The organism is Streptomyces sp. 1331.2, assembly GCF_900199205.1.
Lineage (GTDB): Bacteria > Actinomycetota > Actinomycetes > Streptomycetales > Streptomycetaceae > Kitasatospora.
In genome coordinates, this window is sequence record NZ_OBMJ01000001.1 from 7,085,632 (window position 1) to 7,104,521 (window position 18,890).

The 18,890-nt window shown below is 74.7% G+C and carries 20 protein-coding genes; 8 read left to right on the forward strand and 12 right to left on the reverse strand.

Features of this window, described 5'->3' with window-relative positions; all coding sequences use genetic code 11:
* Positions 1-3 precede the first annotated feature (3 nt).
* The gene (locus CRP52_RS30755; RefSeq protein WP_097239371.1) at positions 4-903 is read left to right on the forward strand and encodes a hypothetical protein; all 900 of its coding nucleotides are present in this window, start codon (positions 4-6) and stop codon (positions 901-903) included.
* Positions 904-915: 12 nt separating this feature from the next.
* On the opposite strand, the gene CRP52_RS30760 is transcribed toward CRP52_RS30755, so the two are convergent.
* The 5 genes from CRP52_RS30760 to CRP52_RS30775 form a co-directional block, all read right to left on the reverse strand.
* A complete protein-coding gene (locus CRP52_RS30760) occupies positions 916-1,254 on the reverse strand; it encodes a hypothetical protein (RefSeq protein WP_097239372.1) in 339 nt (112 codons plus the stop codon).
* A gap of 113 nt (positions 1,255-1,367) precedes the next feature.
* Positions 1,368-1,532, reverse strand: a complete 165-nt coding sequence (locus CRP52_RS38590; protein ID WP_179852969.1) for a hypothetical protein — start codon at positions 1,530-1,532, stop codon at positions 1,368-1,370.
* 225 nt (positions 1,533-1,757) lie between these two features.
* On the reverse strand, positions 1,758-2,939 hold the full coding sequence (locus tag CRP52_RS30765) for a cytochrome P450 (protein WP_097240471.1): 1,182 nt from the start codon (positions 2,937-2,939) through the stop codon (positions 1,758-1,760).
* A gap of 89 nt (positions 2,940-3,028) precedes the next feature.
* Positions 3,029-3,247 carry a ferredoxin gene (locus tag CRP52_RS30770; protein WP_097239373.1) on the reverse strand — a complete coding sequence of 73 codons (219 nt, stop codon included), beginning with the start codon at positions 3,245-3,247 and terminating at the stop codon, positions 3,029-3,031.
* Positions 3,248-3,464: 217 nt separating this feature from the next.
* Complete coding sequence (locus tag CRP52_RS30775; protein WP_257032934.1) at positions 3,465-5,012, reverse strand: ATP-dependent DNA ligase; 1,548 nt, start codon at positions 5,010-5,012, stop codon at positions 3,465-3,467.
* A 281-nt stretch (positions 5,013-5,293) separates the two neighbouring features.
* Here CRP52_RS30775 and CRP52_RS30780 point away from each other — a divergent pair, with 281 nt between their 5' ends.
* The 3 genes from CRP52_RS30780 to CRP52_RS30790 all read left to right on the forward strand — a co-directional run bounded on the left by CRP52_RS30780 (position 5,294) and on the right by CRP52_RS30790 (position 8,702).
* The gene (locus CRP52_RS30780; RefSeq protein WP_097239375.1) at positions 5,294-5,773 is read left to right on the forward strand and encodes a GNAT family N-acetyltransferase; all 480 of its coding nucleotides are present in this window, start codon (positions 5,294-5,296) and stop codon (positions 5,771-5,773) included.
* Between the two features lie 116 nt (positions 5,774-5,889).
* A complete protein-coding gene (locus CRP52_RS30785; RefSeq protein WP_097239376.1) occupies positions 5,890-6,876 on the forward strand; it encodes a CAP domain-containing protein in 987 nt (328 codons plus the stop codon).
* 209 nt (positions 6,877-7,085) lie between these two features.
* Positions 7,086-8,702 (forward strand): sigma-70 family RNA polymerase sigma factor, encoded by a 1,617-nt coding sequence (locus CRP52_RS30790; protein ID WP_097240472.1) that lies wholly within the window; start codon positions 7,086-7,088, stop codon positions 8,700-8,702.
* A 32-nt stretch (positions 8,703-8,734) separates the two neighbouring features.
* On the opposite strand, the gene CRP52_RS30795 is transcribed toward CRP52_RS30790, so the two are convergent.
* Entirely contained in the window at positions 8,735-8,971 is a 237-nt protein-coding gene (locus CRP52_RS30795; RefSeq protein WP_097239377.1) for a hypothetical protein, read from the reverse strand.
* 612 nt (positions 8,972-9,583) lie between these two features.
* Between CRP52_RS30795 and CRP52_RS30800 the strand changes: the two genes are divergently transcribed.
* Positions 9,584-10,495: a carbohydrate kinase family protein gene (locus tag CRP52_RS30800; protein WP_257032935.1), complete on the forward strand. Its 912-nt coding sequence runs from the start codon at positions 9,584-9,586 to the stop codon at positions 10,493-10,495.
* A gap of 29 nt (positions 10,496-10,524) precedes the next feature.
* Here the strand turns inward: CRP52_RS30800 and CRP52_RS30805 are convergent, their stop codons facing one another.
* A complete protein-coding gene (locus tag CRP52_RS30805; RefSeq protein ID WP_097239379.1) occupies positions 10,525-11,064 on the reverse strand; it encodes a GNAT family N-acetyltransferase in 540 nt (179 codons plus the stop codon).
* Positions 11,065-11,280: 216 nt separating this feature from the next.
* Between CRP52_RS30805 and CRP52_RS30810 the strand changes: the two genes are divergently transcribed.
* Positions 11,281-12,234 carry a polysaccharide deacetylase family protein gene (locus CRP52_RS30810; RefSeq protein ID WP_257032936.1) on the forward strand — a complete coding sequence of 318 codons (954 nt, stop codon included), beginning with the start codon at positions 11,281-11,283 and terminating at the stop codon, positions 12,232-12,234.
* 6 nt (positions 12,235-12,240) lie between these two features.
* On the opposite strand, the gene CRP52_RS30815 is transcribed toward CRP52_RS30810, so the two are convergent.
* The 4 genes from CRP52_RS30815 to CRP52_RS30830 all read right to left on the reverse strand — a co-directional run bounded on the left by CRP52_RS30815 (position 12,241) and on the right by CRP52_RS30830 (position 15,742).
* The gene (locus tag CRP52_RS30815) at positions 12,241-12,672 is read right to left on the reverse strand and encodes a YchJ family protein (RefSeq protein ID WP_097239380.1); all 432 of its coding nucleotides are present in this window, start codon (positions 12,670-12,672) and stop codon (positions 12,241-12,243) included.
* Between the two features lie 86 nt (positions 12,673-12,758).
* Positions 12,759-13,415, reverse strand: coding sequence for an NADPH-dependent F420 reductase (locus tag CRP52_RS30820; RefSeq protein WP_097239381.1), 657 nt, complete (start codon positions 13,413-13,415; stop codon positions 12,759-12,761).
* A 146-nt stretch (positions 13,416-13,561) separates the two neighbouring features.
* Positions 13,562-15,100 (reverse strand): FAD-dependent monooxygenase, encoded by a 1,539-nt coding sequence (locus tag CRP52_RS30825; protein ID WP_097239382.1) that lies wholly within the window; start codon positions 15,098-15,100, stop codon positions 13,562-13,564.
* A gap of 27 nt (positions 15,101-15,127) precedes the next feature.
* Entirely contained in the window at positions 15,128-15,742 is a 615-nt protein-coding gene (locus CRP52_RS30830) for an acyl-CoA-like ligand-binding transcription factor (protein ID WP_097239383.1), read from the reverse strand.
* Positions 15,743-15,955: 213 nt separating this feature from the next.
* Here CRP52_RS30830 and CRP52_RS30835 point away from each other — a divergent pair, with 213 nt between their 5' ends.
* Positions 15,956-16,357 (forward strand): cytochrome C oxidase subunit I, encoded by a 402-nt coding sequence (locus CRP52_RS30835; protein WP_097239384.1) that lies wholly within the window; start codon positions 15,956-15,958, stop codon positions 16,355-16,357.
* 78 nt (positions 16,358-16,435) lie between these two features.
* Here the strand turns inward: CRP52_RS30835 and qcrB are convergent, their stop codons facing one another.
* Entirely contained in the window at positions 16,436-18,058 is a 1,623-nt protein-coding gene (gene qcrB, locus CRP52_RS30840) for a cytochrome bc1 complex cytochrome b subunit (RefSeq protein ID WP_097240474.1), read from the reverse strand.
* Positions 18,059-18,466: 408 nt separating this feature from the next.
* Here qcrB and CRP52_RS30845 point away from each other — a divergent pair, with 408 nt between their 5' ends.
* The gene (locus CRP52_RS30845; protein WP_097239385.1) at positions 18,467-18,787 is read left to right on the forward strand and encodes a hypothetical protein; all 321 of its coding nucleotides are present in this window, start codon (positions 18,467-18,469) and stop codon (positions 18,785-18,787) included.
* The last annotated feature ends 103 nt before the right edge of the window (positions 18,788-18,890 follow it).

Sequence of the window (18,890 nt, forward strand, 5' to 3'; positions counted from 1 at the left end):
CCCATGGCAGTCTTCCGCAGGCCGGGGCGTTCCCGGCCGACCCCCGAACCGGACCTCGGCGAGCAGCTCGCCGAACTCGTCGAGGAGTCCGAGCACCCCGAGCAGCCCGGGCGCGGCGGCCCGCTCGCCGCCCGCGCCGGGCAGCGGGAGGGCCGCGGCCGCGCCGTGGTGCTGCACGCCGCCCGGCTGCTCGGCCACGGCGGGCGGGCCACCGCCCGGGGCGCCGCGTACGGCGGCAAAGCCCTCGCCGAGCAGCTGGTGCAGGCCGCCCCGCGGATCCCGGTGCGAGGCCTCGCCACCCTGCGGGCCCAGCACCCGGGCGCGGCCTCCCCGGAGCAGTTGGCCGACCTGCTGGTCACCGGCGCCGTCCGGGCCTCCGGCGCGCTCGGGGCAGGTGTCGGCGCGGCGGCGATGATGCCGGTGCCGCCCGCGATGCCGGTGGAGATCGCGGCCGAGACGCTCGCTGTGGCAGCCGTGGAGATCAAGCTGATCGCCGAGCTGCACGAGGTCTACGGCTTCCCCGCGCAGGGCAGTGTCACCCAGCGGGCGGGCGCCTACCTCGGCGCATGGGCCAACCGCCGCGGGATCGACGCGACGCTGCTGGTCCGGCCCGCCGGCTTCGCCGCGCTGGCCATCGGCGCGGAGGTGCGCCAGCAGGTGCGCCGCCGCCTCACCCGCAGCTCGCTGCGCCACCTGCCCGCGCTGATGCCGCTGCTGGTCGGCGCCGGCATCGGCGCCACGATGAACCGGCGTGAAACCCGCCGGCTGGCCGAGGAGGTCCGGGTGGACCTGCGCTCCCGCCCGCCGGCGGACCGCGCCTACTGGGCCGCGGCCGCGCCGGTGGTGAAGGGCGGGAGACTGCCGGAGCCCGGGGACACGCCGGAGCCCGGGGACGCGACGTAGGACGGGCCCTGGTCAGGGCGCCGGCGGCGTCGGGGCGCCCGCGCCCCGGCCCGCCTTGACCCCGTTCACCATCGCCTGGTGGATGGCCCGCGCGGTGGTCTCGTCGGCCGCCGGCACCGGGCTGCCGGCCACCGTGTACCAGTCCAGGGCGCCGGTGTACTGCACGGTCAGCCGCGCCTCGCCGTCCACCCAGGTGGTGTGCACGGTGAGGTCGCCGGAGATCGGGCCGACCTCGCTGGTGGTGACCCCTCCCGGGCCGCTGATGATCGACTGCGTGGTCCAGGTCGCCCACGACGCGCGCGGGTCTGCGGGCGGCCGGGCCTGCTGATTGCCTTGGTCGTGTTCGGTCATGCGCCTATCCTCCCCCGCCGGTGAGCCGCCGCCGGAGCAGCGACACCTGCGGTCGCGGCGACCGCCCGGTCCCACCGGGCGGTCGAGTACGGACGTCAGTGGTCGGCGGACGGTCAGTCGAGTTTGCCGGGTTCGTCCAGCATCGCGTCGCCCTCCGCCTGGGAGGTGTCCTGCGCGTGCAGGTTCTGCATCGACGTGATGCCTTCCTCCGGGTCGGCGGCGCGGACGTCGTCGTCGCTGTCGGTGCTCACCTCGAACCGTTCGCTCATGTCGGTCATCGCGGGCTCCGTCTCCTCGGTCGGTCCGGGCGCGCCGGGCGCGGGCGCGGCGGGACCGGGTGGCTCTTTCGCCCTTCCAGCCTGCCCCCGCCCCGGCGCCGGGGCCAGCCGGGTGACCACTGCGTGACCGCCGGACCAGCGCCGGACCACGGCCGGATCTCCGCCTGGATGACCACCGGGTGCCGCCGCGTCGCGGGCCGGCACCCGGGGCCCGCCAGGGTGGGGTCACCAGGTGACGGACAGCGACCGCATGCCGTAGATGAACGAGTCCGTCCGGAACGCCGGCTCCTCGCCGGGCCTGCTCAGCCGCAGCCCGGGCAGCCGGCGGAACAGGGTGGCCAGGGCGATCTGCAGCTCGGCCCGGGCCAGCGGCTGGCCGAGGCACTGGTGCACGCCGAAGCCGAAGGCCAGGTGCCGCCGGGCGTCCCGGTCCAGGTCCACCTCCTCGACGGGCCGGTGGCCGGCGCCGCCGAACACCGCCTCGTCCTGGTTGGCGGTGGAGAGCATCGCGATCACGCCCTCCCCGGCCTTGACCGTCGTCCCGCCCAGCTCCACGTCCTCCAGGGCCACCCGGGGCAGCCCGGTGTGGACGATGGTGAGGTGGCGCAGCAGTTCCTCCACCGCGCCGGGCACCGCGGCCGGGTCGGCCAGCCTGGCGACCTGCTCGGGCCGGTCCAGGAGCAGGGCGGTGGAGAGCGAGATCATGTTCGCGGTGGTCTCGTGCCCGGCGATCAGCAGCAGGATGCCGGTGTTGGCGGCCTCGCGCAGGGTGAGGTCGTCCCGGGCGGCGAGCCGGCTGAGGATGTCGTCCTCCGGCCGCTCCCGTTTGCGGGCCGTCAGCCCCTCCAGGTACTGCAGCAGCTCCTCCTGGGCCTTCTGGAGCCCCTCGATCGTGCCGGTGTTGCTGAGCAGCGTCCGGCTGATGCTCTGGAAGAACTCGCGGTCCTCGTACGGGACTCCGAGCAGCAGGCAGATCACCAGCGAGGGGACGGGCAGCGCGAAGTCGGCGACCAGGTCGGCCTCGGTACGGCCCTCGGTCATCCGGTCCAGCGTCTCGTCGACGATCTGCTGGATGTCCGGGCGCATCGCCTCGACCCGCTTGACCAGGAAGTCCCCGGTGACCATCCGGCGCAGCCGGGCGTGCTCGGGGTCGTCCAGCCGCAGGAAGCTCGGGTTCTTGGCGATGACCTCGCGGCGGCCGGGCAGCAGCAGCGGGAAGTTCGGGTGGCGCACGTCCGCGCTGAAGCGGCGGTCGGACAGGATGGTGCGGACCTCGGCGTAGCCGGTGGCCAGCCAGCAGGACTCGCCCCCGGGCAGGACGGCCCGGGTCATGGTGCCGGCGGCGGCCGCCTCGGTGTAGGCGGGCGGCGGGGCGAACGGGCAGCCGGCCGAGTGCGGGGCCGGCATCGGGACGGCGGGGGCGGTGGGTGTGCTCGTCAAGGTGGGGTCTCCTTGCGTAGCGGTGCTCTCCGGGTGGGGGTGTCGGTGGTGGTGCTTCAGTCCGCGACCGTGGCGGGCTCGTCCTCGGTGACGGTGATGGCGCCGCCCGGGCAGAGCTCGGCGGCCAGCCGAAGGTCGGCGAACTGCTCGGGCCTGAAGGTGGTTTGACGGAGTCTCACCAGGCTGTCCCGATCGTCCTGGTCGAAGACCTCGGGAACGTTCGTGACGCACATTCCGGAGCTGCAGCAGCGGTCCCGGTCGACGCTCACCTGCATGGTCGGGCACCTCTCGCCAGTGCGCCGCCGGCGGCCGGCGGCGGCCTCTCGTTGTCATTGCCAACCTAACCGCCGCTGCTCCGTCCACGGAGTGGGCGGTGGCGGGATTGTCGAGAATGGCCGATAACGTCCCCGTCGCAGCACTCGGGCGGTGCGAGGAGGTTTGAATTGACGCCACCCCGCCAAACGGCCCCGCTCACGGCCCCCGCGGCCCCCCTCACAGCCCCTCGGCGGCGGCGATCTCCCGTACGGTCGCGACGGTGTCGGCCTCGGCGGCGCCCTTGTCCGGCCGGTAGCGCACCACCCGGGCGAACCGCAGGGCGAGCCCGGCGGGGTAGCGGGAGCTGCGCTGCAGGCCGTCGAAGGCGATCTCGACCACCAGTTCCGGGCGGACCCGCACCGTCCAGTCGTCCCGCTCGGTCTCCCGGGCCAGCAGTTCCGCCGTCTGCCAGGCCAGCGTCGCGTCGGTGAGGCCCTTGAAGGTCTTGCCGAGCATCACCCACGGGCCGAGCCCCGGCTCGCCCGCCGCCCGGGCGCCCAGGTGCAGGTTGCTGAGGAAGCCGCGCCGCCGCCCGCTGCCCCATTCGGCGGCCAGCACGACCAGGTCGAGCGTCAGCCGGGGCTTCACCTTGATCCAGCCGATTCCGCGCCGCCCGGCCGCGTACCCGGCCGCCGGGTCCTTGACGAGGACACCCTCGTGGCCGAGCGCCAGCGTGTCGCGGAAGAAGGCCAGCGCCCGCTCGCGGTCCCCGGTCTCGGTGCGGGCCACCCGCAGGCGCGGCGGGACCACCTCGGCCAGCGCCGCCCAGCGCTCCCGCCCCGGACGGTCCACCAGGTCCTCGCCGTCGCGGTGCAGCAGGTCGAAGAAGTAGGCGTCGAGCGGGACTTCGGCGCGCAACCGCTGCGGATCGCGCCGCGAGGCGGTGCGCGCGGCGGTCTCCTGGAACGGGCGCGGCCGCCCGTCCGGGCCGAGCGCGATCGCCTCGCCGTCCAGCACCGCCGAGCGCAGCGGCAGGGCGAGCGCGGCCTCGGCCACCTCGGGCACGCGCGCGGTGATGTCGTCCAGGCTGCGGGTGAACACCGCGACCTCGTTCCCGTCCCGGTGCACCTGCACCCGGATCCCGTCCAGCTTCCACTCCAGCGCGGCCGGACCGGTGCGCTCCAGCGCCGAGGCCACGTCCGGCGCGGAGGCGGCCAGCATCGGGCGCACCGCCCGCCCCACCTCCAGCCGGAACGCCGCCAACGCTGCCTCCCCGCCGGTCAGCGCCGCCTCCGCCACCGCCCGCGCCGAACCCCGGAACATCAGCGCCCGTCGCACCGCCGCCGCGGGCACCCCCGCCGCCTGCGCCACGGCGTCCCCGACCACCGCGTCCAGCGCCCCCTGCCGCAGGTCCCCGACCAGCACCGCCCGCAGGAAGCCCTGCTCCACCGCGGTCGCCCGCGCGAACAGCCCGTCCAGCAGCCGCCGCCGCTCCGCCTGCGCCCCGGCCCCGTGCACCCCCGCGATCCGCTCCAGCTCGCGTTCCACCTCCCGTACCCCGAGCGAAGGCTCCGCCGCCGGCCCGGGCAACCCGCGCAGCGCCGCCGGCCCGATCCCCGTCCGCAACCGCTGCGACTCCCCGGACAGCAGCGCCACCGCAGCCGGCCCCTCCACGGGCCCCAACTCCCGCAGGCACCCGGCCAACAACCCCGTCTTCGCCCGCCGCCCCGGCTCCGCCGCCACCTCCCGGGACACCACCGCCAACCGCCACAGGCCCGCCACCACACCACCTCCTCCACCCCCAGCATCCGCGCCCACCCCACCCGCCGCACGCCCTGACCGCCCCCGGGCGCGGTACCGCCGCCTCCCCCTCCGCTCGCCCCGCGCACCGCGGCCCCGCATGCTGGGCGCAGACCCGTACCCGTCCGTGCGGCGGCAGGCCCTGGCGGCCAGGTGCCGGAGTGGAGTACGGGGCTGCCGTTGTTGGCCGGGGTGGAGATCGGCCGGGGGTCGACGGGGCGTCATGCTGAGGCCATCACGACGTCCTGACCCTGAGGGAGACCGAGATGAGCGACACCCCCACCGCCCGCTGGAGCGTCGGCGCGCCCGAGGCCGGCGACTTCGCCGCCTGGCGTGAACTCTTCGACGGGTACTGCGAGTTCTACCGAAATCCGGGTCCGGAGGGGAAGGCCGAGCTGGTCTGGTCCTGGCTCATGGATCCGGCCCATGAGCTGGCCGGGCTGCTGGTCCGGGACGGCGAGGGGCGCCCGGTCGGGCTGGCCCACTACCGGCCGTTCTCCCGGCCGCTGCACGGGGCGGTCGGCTGCTTCCTGGACGACCTCTTCGTGGCGCCGCAGGTGCGCGGCGGCGGCGCGGTGGACCTGCTGCTGGCGCGGCTGCGGGAGATCGCCGCCGAGCGCGGCTGGAACACCGTGCGCTGGATCACCTCCGAGACCAACTACCGGGCCCGCGGCAAGTACGACCAGGTCGCCACCCGGACGGCGTTCCTCACCTACGACATGGCGCCGGACGCGCTGTCATCCTGAGGCCGTGACCGAGCCGCCGGACATTCGTTCGGACTTTCTGTTATCGGCGCGCCGCCGGGGGGTCTCCCAGGTGTCGGCACCCGACCAGCCGGCCCGGAAACAGAAAGCGTGACCACGTGAACAGCGACGACAGGACGACCATCCTCCCGGCGAGCGGAGGCGACGACGGTCCGGGCGCAGCCCACGGCCGCGCCGGTGGCCGGGCCGCACGGCGGGCCGCCGAGCGGCACGCCGGCCGGGGGCGTCGGGCGCGGCGGCGCGGCGCCCTGGTGCCGGTCACCGCGGTGGTCGCGGCGGTGGCGGGCACCGGGCTGATCGCCGCGCTGGCGGGTGCCGGGTACGCGGCGTACGGCGGCAAGCAGACCGACCGGGACGTCGTGGGCCAGGCGCTGGCGGCCGACGCGCTGATCGCCGCCGAGGTCGGGACGCACGAGGGCATCCAGGTGCCGGGCGCCGGGGTCGCCGCCCCGGCCGCCCCGGTGCCGTCGGACGGTCCGGCGGCGACGGACCCTGCCGCCGCCGCGAGCGCCGCGGCCACCCCGTCTGCCACCGCCCCGGCCTCCCCGACGGCCGCGGCGAGCGCCACCCCGTCCGCGGGCGCCTCCGACGCCGCCGCCGCCAAGGCGACCGCGAGCGCAACCCGGACCGCCGCCGCGGCCCCGACCACCGCCCGGCGGACCGCCGGCGCGTCGCCCACCCCGGTGGGCGGCGGCGCGTCCCCCTCGTACGCCCAGCAGGTGGTGGACCTGGTCAACACCGAGCGCGCCAAGGCCGGTTGCGGACCGGTCAGCGCCGAGCCCCGGCTGGCGAGCGCGGCCCAGTCGCACAGCGACGACATGGCCGACCGCAACTACTTCGACCACGCCAGCCCCGAGGGCTTCCACGCCGACCACCGGATCGAGGCCACCGGCTACCGCTGGAGCACCTGGGGCGAGAACATCGCCCGCGGCCAGAAGGATCCGGCCGACGTCATGGACGCGTGGATGAACAGCCCCGGCCACCGCGCCAACATCCTGAACTGCGCGTTCAAGCAGCTCGGTGTCGGCGTGCGGACCGGTTCCGGCGGCCCGTGGTGGACCCAGGTGTTCGCTGCTCCGGCCTGACCCGCCCTCGGACGAGGCCCGCCCCTGACCCCACTCCCGACCCCATTCCCCGACCCCCGACCGCTCTCCCGCCCGTGCCGGCGCCCCGATCCGGCCGCCGAACCGGGCCGATTTTCCGATTCCGCGCACATTGTTGTTATCTGATCACTCCCCACGGGTCTCCGAGGAGGCAGCGGCGGACGGAAACACGGCAATTCGGAGTGCGGACCATGAACGCTGATGTGCAGAACAGGGCCGGAACGACCCTGGTACTCGCGGCGCAGGCAGGCGACCGGCAGGCCCAGGAGGCGCTGGTCGCCGCCTGGCTGCCGCTCGTCTACAACGTGGCCGGCCGCGCCCTCGGCGGCCACGCCGACGTGGACGACGTCGCGCAGGAGACCATGATCCGCGCCCTGGACGGGCTGGACGGGCTCCGCGACCCGGAGTCGTTCCGCTCCTGGCTGGTCGCCATCACCATGAACCAGGTCCGCCGCCGGCACGCGGCCGGCCAGCAGCAGCCGACCGTCGGCGGGCTGGACGAGACCTGGGAGGTCGCCGACCCGCGGGCCGACTTCACCGACCTCACCATCCTGCGCCTGGGCCTCTCCGGCCAGCGCCGCGAGGTCGCCGAAGCCACCCGCTGGCTCGACCCCGACGACCGTGAACTGCTCGCCCTGTGGTGGATGGAGGCCGCCGGCGAACTCACCCGCGCCGAACTCGCCGAAGCCCTCGACCTGAGCCCGCAGCACACCGCCGTCCGCGTCCAGCGGATGAAGAAGCAGCTCGAAGCCGGCCGCGTCGTCGTCCGCGCGCTCGGCGCCTACCCCCGCTGCCCCGGACTGACCGAGGTCACCACCGGCTTCGACGGCACCCCGAACTCGGTCTGGCGCAAGCGCATCGCCCGTCACATCCGCAGCTGCGCCTCCTGCGACGGCCTCGGCCGCGACCTGTTCCCGGCCGAAGGGCTGCTGGCCGGCCTCGTCCTGGTCCCGATCCCGCTCGACTCGCCCCTGCTGCTGCACTTCCAGCACACCGCGGCCACCGTCGCGGCCCAGAGCGCCGCCGGGGCCGGCACCGGAGCCGGCCTGGGTACGGGCTCGGGCGCCGGAGCCGGTGCGCACGCCGGTGCGGGAAGCGCCGGAGGTGCGGGAGGACACGGCGGGTGGGCCGGCACCGCCGCCCGCAAGGCCGTCCTGGCGAGCGGCGCGGCCGCCGCGGTCGCGGTGACCACCCTCGCGCTGGTCTGGCCGCAGCACACCGAGGCGCCGCAGGAGGCGGCGCCGGAGCCCAGTGCGCCGGCCGCCGTCCTGGACACCCCGACGGTCGTCGCCGCCCCGGTGGCGACCGTCCCCACGCCCGTGGCGACACCGACGCCCACGGAGACCCCGATGCCGACGCCCACGCCCACGGCCTCGCCGACCCCGACCCCGACCCGTACGGTCACGGCAGCTCCGGTGCCCAGCCCGGAGCGCCAGCTGGTCGACCTGGTCAACGCCGAGCGCGCCAAGGCCGGTTGCGCCCCGCTGCGGATCGACCCCCGGCTGCACACCGCCGCCCAGAAGCACTCCGAGGACATGGCCACCCGGGGCTTCTTCGACCACGTGAACCCGGACGGCGTCCGCACCGACGCCCGGATCACCGCCGCCGGCTACCGCTGGTCCCAGTGGGGCGAGAACCTCGACCGTGGTCCGACCGCCCCGGCCGCGGTCCTCGCCCGCTGGATGGACGGCGGCATCCACCAGTCCAACATGCTCGACTGCGGCTTCAAGGACGTCGGCGTCGGTCTCGCGACCAACTCGGCCGGCACCCCCTACTGGACCCAGGACCTCGGAGCGCCGATGTCCTGAGCGGGGCCCTGTCCCGGGCCCGAGGCGCTTCCTCAGGCCGGCGTGACCGCGACCAGCCCGTCCGCCGAGCCGGTCACGAAACCGGTGGCCTGCCCGACGACACCGCCCGCGTCGCCGACCTGGCCCGGCACCAGGTCCGGCGCGGTGCTCAGCGGTCCGGGCAGGCCCTCCTGCCCGCCGACGGCGCTGGCGTGCGCACTCGGCGCGGTGAGGGAGGCCAAGACGCCCACGGCGAGCGAGGCGACGGCGAGCATGCTGCGCTTCTTCATGGCCGGTCCAACGAGACTGCGCCGGAAGGGTTACGGTGCCGGCCGCGGGCGAAGGCGTGAGAAGACGCGGGAGGACGCGAGAACGTTGGACGGCCCGCGAGCCGACCGGGACTCAGGCCGGGCGGCGGGCGGGCCGTGGGAACCACCATGGCCCCACCCGCCCCTGCCGGTCAGGGGCGCACACGGGGCGGTCGGACGCAAACCGGCGCGCCGGGGCGTGCACCGGCAGTCCCAGCGGCGCCCTCAGAGCGTCCCGGAGCCCCGCGCCACCCCTGCCCCGGCCGCCTCGGCCGCCCCTCCCACCGGCCCGACCGCCGGCCCGGCGAGGGCACGATCCGCCCGGTCCCCGGCCCGACAACACACCGTCGTCCCCCGGACGGCTCACGGTGATGGCGCGCCCCCCGCCCGCCCCCTACTGTCGGAAGTGCTTCGTCCCCTGACGGACGAGCCACGGCTGCCGGATCTGGCCAGGTCCGGCGGCCGTACTTTTTGCCCGGGCGCACCGGCCCCGGCGCCCCTCGTCCGGCACGCCCCGCCCGGGGTCCCTCGTCCGGCGCACCCCGTAGGCTGGCGACCGAGAGCACGCCCGCGTACCGGATGCCAGGAGCCGCCGTGACCAGCCCCGTTCCGCCCGTTCTGGTGATCGGTGAGTGCGTGGCCGACATCGTCCGTTCGGATGGCGTCCCGGACCGGGTGCACCCCGGCGGCAGCCCCGCGAACGTCGCGTACGGCCTGGCGCGGCTGGGCCGCCCGGCTGTGCTGCTCACCGAGCTGGGGCCGGACGCCAACGGCCGGCTGATCCGCTCGCACCTGGAGTCGGCGGGTGTGCTGGTCCGGGCCGCGGAGGTCGCCCGCACGCCCTCGGCCGTGGTGCGGCTGGACGGCGAGGGCCGGGCCCGCTACACCTTCGACATCGGCTGGACGCTCCCGCCGACGGAGCTCGCCGAGGCGCCCGCCGCGATCCACCTGGGCTCGATCGGCGCGGTCACCGAGCCGGGCGCGGCGGCGGTGCTGGCGCTGGTGGAGCGGTGGCGCGGGCGGACGCCGGTCAGCTACGACCCCAATGTGCGCCCCGCGCTGATGGGGGAGCGGGCGGCGGCGGTCCGTCGGGTCGAGCGCTGTGTGGCGCTGAGCGACCTGGTCAAGGCGAGTGACGAGGACCTGGCCTGGCTCTACCCGGGCGAGCGGCCGGAGGCGGTCGCCGAGCGCTGGCTGTCGCTCGGGCCCTCCGTGGTCGCGGTGACCCTGGGCGCCGGGGGCGCGTTCGCCCGCACCGCCGAGGGCGGACGTGCGCAGGCCCCGGCCGTCCCGGTGCCGGTCGCGGACACCGTGGGGGCCGGGGACTCCTTCATGGCCGCCCTGCTGCACGCCCGCGCGAGCGGCGCCGACCTCCCGACCTGCCTCACCCACGCGGTGACGGCCGCCGCGCTGACCGTCGCCCGCCCGGGCGCCAACCCGCCCTCCGCGGCCGAGCTGGCGGCTGCCCTGACGGACGGCCGGGAGGCCCGCACCGGCGCGGTGTAGGCCGGCGGGCCGGCGCACCACCCGCGGGATCAACTCACCGGCTGAACAAGGGTGGTGAGCTCCTTGCCGTACCAGATCTCGGCGTACGGGCCGCCGTTGTAGGCGGGGATCTCCCGGTAGCCGTTGCGGAGGTAGAGCGCGCGGGCCTCGACCAGGTCGAGACGGGTGTCGAGGACGATCCGCTCGGCGCCGAGGGTGCGGGCCGCCTCGTCGACGGCGGCGAGCAGGCGGGCGCCGCCGCCGGTGCCGCGCAGTTCGGGGCGGACGTAGACGCGGGTCAGCTCGACGGTGGTGGCGTCGAGCCGGCGGAGCCCGGCACAGGCGTGGGCGGTGCCGTCGTGACGGCCGATCAGGAACAGGCCGTCGGGGGCGGCGAGGTGGTCGCTGGGGGAGTCGGCCAGCCCGGCTTCCAGTTGTTCGGGGCTGCCCTCCCGGCCGAGGTGCAGGCGGTAGTAGCGGTTGGCCACGTCGTAGTAGTACTCGCGCAGCAGTTCCAGGGCCTCGGGCGTGGTCACATCGGCCGGGGTGACCGTCCAGAGGTCGGGTCGGCGGGGCGCGTTGTTCGTCATGCGCGCATGATCGACGCGCAGGTCAGCGCGCCGCAATCGATTTTCGGGCGGCGCGAGCCGCCGGTGCGGCCGGTCGACGGGCGTGGATGGCAAAGGAACGGCAAGGCGTCCGGCGTGCCGTTGCCCCGGGTGGGTGACGAGGGGATTGGCGGGGGTGCACGGCGGGGGAGCAGTGCAGCTATGGACAGACCATCAGCTTGTCAGATTAACGGGGGTTTGAGGGGGAGTCAGCAGAGCCGGGGCGGTGCACGGACCGCTCTGCTGGCCGCCGTCTGCCTCTCCGCCGTGGTCGCCGGCTGCGCCGGTCCGGCCGGCCCCGCCGGTCCGAAGGCGGCCCCGGTCAAGGCGGAGCCGGCCAGGGCGGGCGCGGCCCCCGCCGCCGCGCCACCGCTCCTGCCCGGCCTGGCCCGGCAGGAGGAGGAGACCAGCAGCGAGGCGGTCTCCCGTCAGGAGGCCAACGCCAGGGCCGCCCTGGAGACCGCCCAGCGGTGGGGCGTGGACCGTCCCCCGCTGAAGGCCCTGCCGCGCCCGGCGACCAGGGCCCAGCTCACCCCCGTGCAGGGCGTCAAGCTCGCCGAAGGCCGCCCGCCCGTGGTCTACCGGGTGCCGACCGACGACAAGGTGGTCTTCCTCACCGTCGACGACGGCGCCGAGAAGGACCCGGAGTTCTCCCGGATGGCCGAGGAACTGGGCGTCCCGTTCAGCGCCTTCGTCTCCGACTACCTCGTCCGCGAGAACTACGGGTATTTCCGCGACATGCACGCCCAGGGCGTGGAGATCAACAACCACACGATCAACCACCGCAACCTGAAGGTCCTGGACTACGAGACCCAGCGCCAGGAGATCTGCAACCAGCAGGACCAGCTGGAGCAGCAGATCGGCGTCCGCCCCCGGCTGTTCCGGCCGCCGTACGGCGAGTACAACGACGACACGCTGCGCGCGGCGGCCTCCTGCGGGGTGGAGGCGGTGCCGCTGTGGAACGAGGAGGCCTTCCCGGACCACATGGAGTGGCGCTACGACGACCGCCAACTCCACCCGGGCGACATCATCCTCACCCACTTCCGCGGCCCCGACATCTGGAAGGCGACCATGCCGGACCTGCTGCGCAAGGTCGTCAACGACGTCACCGCGGCCGGCTTCACCCTGGGCCGGCTGGACGACTACCTGTAGGGCTGCTCAGCCGAGCGAGAGGGCGTCCAGGTACACCCAGGCGCCCTCGTGCCGCACGAAGCGGCTGTGCTCGGTGAGCACGCCCTCCTCGCGGCCCTCCGTCCAGTACGCCCGGAACGCGACCGTGCCCTCCGCGTGGAACGCCCCGCCCTCGCTGGTGGAGACCACCTCCAGCCGGGTCCAGCGCAGCGCCGGGTCGAAGCCGACCTCGGCGGGCCGGGTGTCCGGGTGCCAGGTGCGCAGCAGGTACGCCTCGTCCTGGGCGGCGAAGGCGCTGAACCGGGAGCGCATCAGGGCCTCGGCGGTGCCGGCCGCCGCCTGGCCGCGGTGCAGCCGGCCGCAGCAGTCGCCGTAGGCGGCGGGCAGGCCGCACGGGCAGGGGGAGGAGGGCAGCAGCCGGGGAGCGGCGGCGCGGGGCGCGGAAGGACGTCGGGACATGGGTCCATTCTCCCCCACCCCCCGGGCGGGCTCCCACCCGCCCGGGGCCCGGCGGCGGCCCGCGCCGCCCGCCGGACCCGGCCGCGTCACGCGGGGCGGCGGAAGGAGTAGTTGAACTCGGCGTCGCCGAAGTGCCGCATCATCCGGAGCCAGAACGGCATCAGCATCTCCATCGCCCGGGCGGCCGAGACGTCCCCGAGGTCGATGATCCACTCGGCCGGCCAGCCGAACTCGCCGAGCAGTGCGACGGTCTCGGCCTTGGCGGCCGCGTCGTTCCCGGCGACGAAGAGGTTGTGCTCGCCGGCCAGCCGGCCCGGCTCCACCATCAGCTCGCAGTTGACGGTGTTGAGCGCCTTGACCACCCGGGCCGCGGGGAACTCGCGCTGGATCCGCTCGCCGACACTGTCGGTGTTCACCGGGTCGAGGGTCACCTGGCCGTCCGGGGCGAACACCAGCGGGTTGGAGACGTCGATCAGCAGCTTCCCCGCGAGGTTTTCCGCTCCGGCGGCCCGCAGCGCCTCCAGTGCGACCGTCCCGCCGGTGGCGTTGAGCACCACCTCGCCGAAGGCGGCCGCGTCGGCGAAGGTCCCGGCGTGGGCGTCGGGGCCGGCCTGTCCGGCCCAGGCCGACCCCTTCTCGTTGTCCTTGCTCCGGGAGCCCAGCGTCACCTGGTGGCCGAGCGCGACCAGCTTGCTCCCCAGCTTCTGCCCGACCATGCCCGTGCCGATGATTCCGATCCGCACCGTTTCCCCGTTTCGTCAGGTGGAGGCCCGCCCCTGCCGGACGTGCCGGCGACGACCCTAGTTGACGGAGCGTCGGACGCGGGGGAACCGGTGGCGCACGTCCCCACGTCCCGGTCCCGTCGGCGGACAGGGTGACCGCGGCGACCTCAGGCGCGGGGGTCGCCGAACCAGGTGCGCAGCGCCCGCCTCAGCCCGTCCGGGTCCGGTTCGCCGACGGCCGAGGCCCAGACCACGTAGCCGTCCGGGCGCAGCAGCAGGGCGCCGGCCGGGGGCTCGGCGCAGTCGGCGGCCACGGTGTCCACCCGGTCCGTCCAGCCCGCCGCGTGGTCCGGGTCCTGCCCGCCGGTGAGGTCGAGCAGCAACGGGCGTCCGCCACGGGTGAGTTCGGCGAGTCGGACGGGCCCGTTGGCGGTGCTGAGTGCGAGGTCCGGTGCGAAGCGCCCGGCGAGCGGGTGCGGGCAGTCGGTGTCGTAGCGGATGTCGCTGCCGGCCATCAGTGCGGCGATCCGTCCGAGGTTGTCCTCGTGGGACAGCAGTTCGCCGAACAGGGCGCGCAGGGCCGTGGTGCCGGGGCCGGGGGCCATCAGGGCCAGTTGGGCCTGCGAGTGCATGAAGACCCGCTCGCCGATCGGGTGCCGTTCGCGGTGGTAGCTGTCCAGGAGGCCGGGTGGGGCCCACCCCCGCAGTTCGGCGGCGAGCTTCCAGCCGAGGTTGGCGGCGTCCTGCAGGCCGAGGTTGAGGCCCGGGCCGCCGGTCGCGGCGTGCACGTGCGCGGCGTCGCCGACCAACAGGACGCGGCCCTGCCGGTAGCGCTCGGCGAGCCGGGTGTTGTGGCCGGCCTGGCGGCGAGGAGTGAAGGGGCCGGCCGTCGGGGCGGGGACGAGTTCCAGGTCGGCGCCGGTCACCCGGCGGATGCTGGCGCGCAGTTCGTCCAGGGTGAGCGGTGTCTCCTCGTCGGCCGGCGGGCCGCCCCACTCCATGGTGGCGACCATGACGGCGTCCGGGTTGAAGGGCGCGAGGACGAACACGCCGTGCTCGGTGCGGGTGTGGGTGAAGGGGCGGAACGGGATCGGGCAGCCGGGCAGCAGGACGTCGCCGTCCTCGGTGAGCCGGGCGCCCTCGGGCGGCCGCACGTGGGCGATCCGCGAGACCGGGTCGGGCGAGGTGACGCCGGGGAAGCCGATGCCGGCGAGCTTGCGGACGGTGCTGCGGCCGCCGTCCGCGCCGACCAGGTAGCGGGCGTGCAACTGCCCCTCGCCGTCGGGGTCCTGGTAGTCGACCGTCACCCCGGACGGGTCCTGGGTGAACCCGGTGACCTCACAGCCGCGGCGCACGGTGACGCCCAGTTCGCGGGCGCGCTGCTCCAGGACCTCCTCGATCCGGTGCTGGGGCACCGGTACGGCGTACAGCGGGTTGGGGTCGAGCCGGTGCAGTTCCAGCGGGAAGGCGCCGAACACGAAGCGCGGCACGGGCTTCGGCGCGCCCGGGGCGCCGCTGATCGGCTGGTGGAGGCCACGGTGGTCGAGCAGCCTGATCACTTGCCCGACCAGCCCGTTGGCCTTCTGCGCGCCCGAGCGCGCGGGCAGCCGGTCCAGCACCTCCGGCCGGACCCCGGCCAGCGCCAGTTCGCAGGCCAGGAACAGCCCGACCGGGCCGGCGCCGACGATGACGACATCGTTGACCATGTCGAATCCCCCTTGGACGAAGCGAGTTCAGTGCGCCGACGGATCGGGCAGCCCGGCCGCGAGTTGGCGGAGTGCCTCGGTGAACACCGGCAGGAACGGAACCACCGGGTCGGCGGTCAGGTAGTGCTCGTTGGCGACCTGCAGCGCGGAGAGCGCGGCCGAGGCGACCAGTTTCGGGTAGAGGTCCCGGTCGGCGTCGGTCCCGGTCCGGGCGGCGACCGCCGCCGCCAGCTCGGCCCGGGTCGCGGCGCCGCCGCGGACCAGCTCGGCCTGGAGCGCGGGTTCGCGCAGCAGCAGCCGTACGGCGGCGACCCACTGCGGGTCGGGATCCTCGGTCGCGCCGTCGAAGGGTGCGGCGAGGGCGCGGGTCAACGCCTCCCACAGCGGCTCCTCCGCCGGGCGGGCCCGCAGTGCCTCGGCGGCCTGCAGGACCCGGTCGCGGTGCCGGAAGACGATCGCCTCGGCCTTGCTGGAGAAGTAGTTGTTGTAGGTGCGCGGGGAAACTCCGGCCGCGGCCGCGATGTCCTCCACCCGGACGTTCTCCAGCCCCCGTTCCACGGCCAGGCGCAGCGCCGCCCAGCTCAGTGCCTCCCGCGTCGCGGCCTTCTTCCGTTCCCGCAGACCGGGCCGATCCGTCGTCATGGCCACTACTCTCACCAAAAAATGCGTGACGCGCAAGAGTGCGCGGCGCGCAAGTTTTTTCGGCCGTACGGGCCGGTGGCGAGCCGCCTGCCACCTGCGGTTCGTCGCTGATAGTAGTTGCCTGGTCGCGCGGCGCATCCGCGCAGGGGCCCGTCCCCGCAGGTTTTTTGCGGCCGGAGGGCCCGACGGCCCGACGGCAGACGAGGAGCGGTCATGGGTGGCAGACAGCGTCCGCCGAGAGCGCGGAACCCCCGCCGGGGCCGGCCGGCCGGGAGCGGCGGCCGGGCCGGTTCCCGGGCGGAGTTCGCCCGGATCGAGGGCTACCTGGCCTGGGAGGCGGAGGTCGCGGCGGCCGAGCGGGACGCCCGGGCCTTCGCCGGGCAGTTCCCCTGGCTGCCCGACGCCGAGCGGGAGAGCCTGGAACTGGCCTACACCGCCGACCGGCTTCGGTACGCCGAGGAGGTCGTGGACCGCGCCGTCGAGCGCTGTCGCCGACTGGCCGCCCGCTACCGCAGCGAGTGCCGCCGGTTCTGTACCCGCTGGGCCGCGCTCTGCCTCTCCGTCACCCTGGCGGCCGCACTGTTCGCGGTCGTCCCGGCCGCCCTGCGCAGCTGAGGCCGCACCCGGAACACGGCTGAGGGCCCGCCGCGCCGGCAACGGCGCGGCGGGCCCTCGTCGTGCCCGGAGGCGGGATCAGTGGTGGCCGTGGCCGCTGGTGACCTCGGTGTGCTCCTCCGCGGTGGGCTTGGCGATCTGGCTGTCCTGCCCGTAGAAGCCGCGGGACAGCTTGACCCGCGCGCGGGTCAGCAGCCCGGCCTTGCGGACCACGCCGTTCTCGTCCACCTCGGGCGGCAGCACCGTCGGCTGCGGCTGGTCGTGCGCCGTGAGGGTGTGCAGCCGGGCCTGCGGCAGCGGCTCGTGGATCTCGATGAACTCGCCGTGCTGGAGCCGCTTGATGACACCGGTCTCCCGGCCGTGCAGCACCTTCTCCTTGTCCCGCCGCTGGAGGCCCAGGCACCACCGCTTGGTGATCACGAAGACGATCACCGGCAGGGCGAAGAAGCCGGCCCGCACCGCGTAGGTGATCGCGTTGATCGAGAGGTGGAAGTGGGTGGCCAGCAGGTCGTTGCCGCCGCCGGCCAGCAGGATCAGGTAGAGGCTGACCCAGGCCGCGCCGAAGGCCGTACGGACCGGGGCGTTGCGCGGCCGGTCGGCGATGTGGTGCTCCCCGCGGTCCCCGGTGACCCAGGCCTCCAGGAACGGCCAGCACCAGATGAGCAGCAGCACGAGCGGGAAGACCATCAGCGGGATGAACACCCCGAGGTTCAGGGTGTGGCCGCCCCAGACGCTGATCTCCCAGCCGGGCATCACGCGGATCAGGCCTTCGGAGAAGCCCATGTACCAGTCCGGCTGGGCGTCCGTGGAGACCTGGTCGGGCCGGTACGGGCCGTACGCCCAGATCGGGTTGACCGTGGCGATCGCCGACATCGCCGCGACCACGCCGAAGACCAGGAAGAAGAAGCCGCCCGCCTTGGCCATGTAGACCGGCATCAGCGGCATGCCGACCACGTTCTGGTTGGTCCGGCCGGGCCCGGCGAACTGGGTGTGCTTGTGGTAGAAGACCAGGATCAGGTGCGCCACCAGGAGCCCGAGCATGACCCCCGGGATCAGCAGGATGTGGACGGTGAACAGTCGCGGGATGATGTCCTGCCCGGGGAATTCGCCGCCGAACATGAAGAACTGCAGGTACGTGCCGACGATCGGGATGGCGAGGATCGCGCCCTCCATGAAGCGGATGCCGGTGCCGGAGAGCAGGTCGTCCGGCAGCGAGTAGCCCATGAAGCCGTCGAACATGCCGAGGAACAGCAGCAGCGCCCCGAAGATCCAGTTGATCTCGCGGGGCTTGCGGAACGCGCCGGTGAAGAAGACGCGCAGCATGTGCGTGAACATCGAGGCGATGAAGACGATCGCGGCCCAGTGGTGGATCTGGCGCATCAGCAGGCCGCCGCGCACCTCGAAGCTGATCCTCATCGTGGACGCGTAGGCCTCGGACATCGGGATGCCCTTGAGCGGGACGTAGCTGCCGTCGTAGACGACCTCGCCCATGCTCGGGTTGAAGAAGAGGGTCAGCCAGACGCCCGTCAGGATGATGATGACGAAGGTGTAGAGCGCGACCTCGCCCAGCATGAAGGACCAGTGGTCCGGGAAGATCTTGCGCAGATTGGACTTGGCCAAGGCGTAGATGCCGAGCCGGCCGTCGGTCCAGTCGGCCAGCGCCTCGGCCTTGTTCGCGGGCTGGGCGCGCGTGCTGGTCACCGGTCCCGGCTGCGACTGCTGGTCGGTTCTCACGACGGGCTCCCCGGCGTCCTCGGCGCGGCGTGCTGGAGACCCGCCGGCGGGAACCCCGGCCGGCGAAGTGTTGTGATCATGGGACCTCTCGATACGGGTCCGCCGGCCGGACCGGCGCGCGGACCGGGCGGTCTGCTGGACCCGTTGCTCAGGGTGATGGAGCGCTTACTCTGTCATGCTGTCGGCAGGGGGCCGACTGTGCACGTCCATCGGTCCGTCCGGCCGCTCGTGTCGGGCCGGACGAGGGTTCCTGACGCCCGATCGGCTGGCCGCCGGTCGGCCCAACGGTGGGCGATGCTGCGCTCGGGTGCCGCTGAACCGTTTCGGCGCGCGCCGCGTCCGGGAGTCGCACGACCCACGGCCTACGCTGCGCCAATGGTGGATCACCGTGAACTGTTCGAGCACGTCACCGAGGCCCTGGCCCGCGCCGGGTTCGACACCGCACCGGGCCTCTCGCCGCTGCGGATCGGCCATCACCCCGAGGGCGTGGTGGTCGGCTGGACGCCGGGCGCGGAGCCGGACGGGCCGCCCACCCGGGAGGCGCGGGCGGCGCTGAGCGGCGCGGCCGCCCTCGTGCTGCGCGAGTGCGGGTACCTGGTCGGCGAGACGGAGGCCGGCGATCTGCTGGTGCGCTCCGCCGAACCGGTGACGGTCCCGGCCGAACCGGAGCCGGTGCCGGAGCAGTGGTGGGGTTGACGCGTCGCCCGCGCGGTCGGCAGTGCCCGGGTGGGCCGCGCTGACGCGCGGTTTCGGGGGGCACCCGGGGGTTCCCATACCGAATCCTTACCTTGCGTAGGGG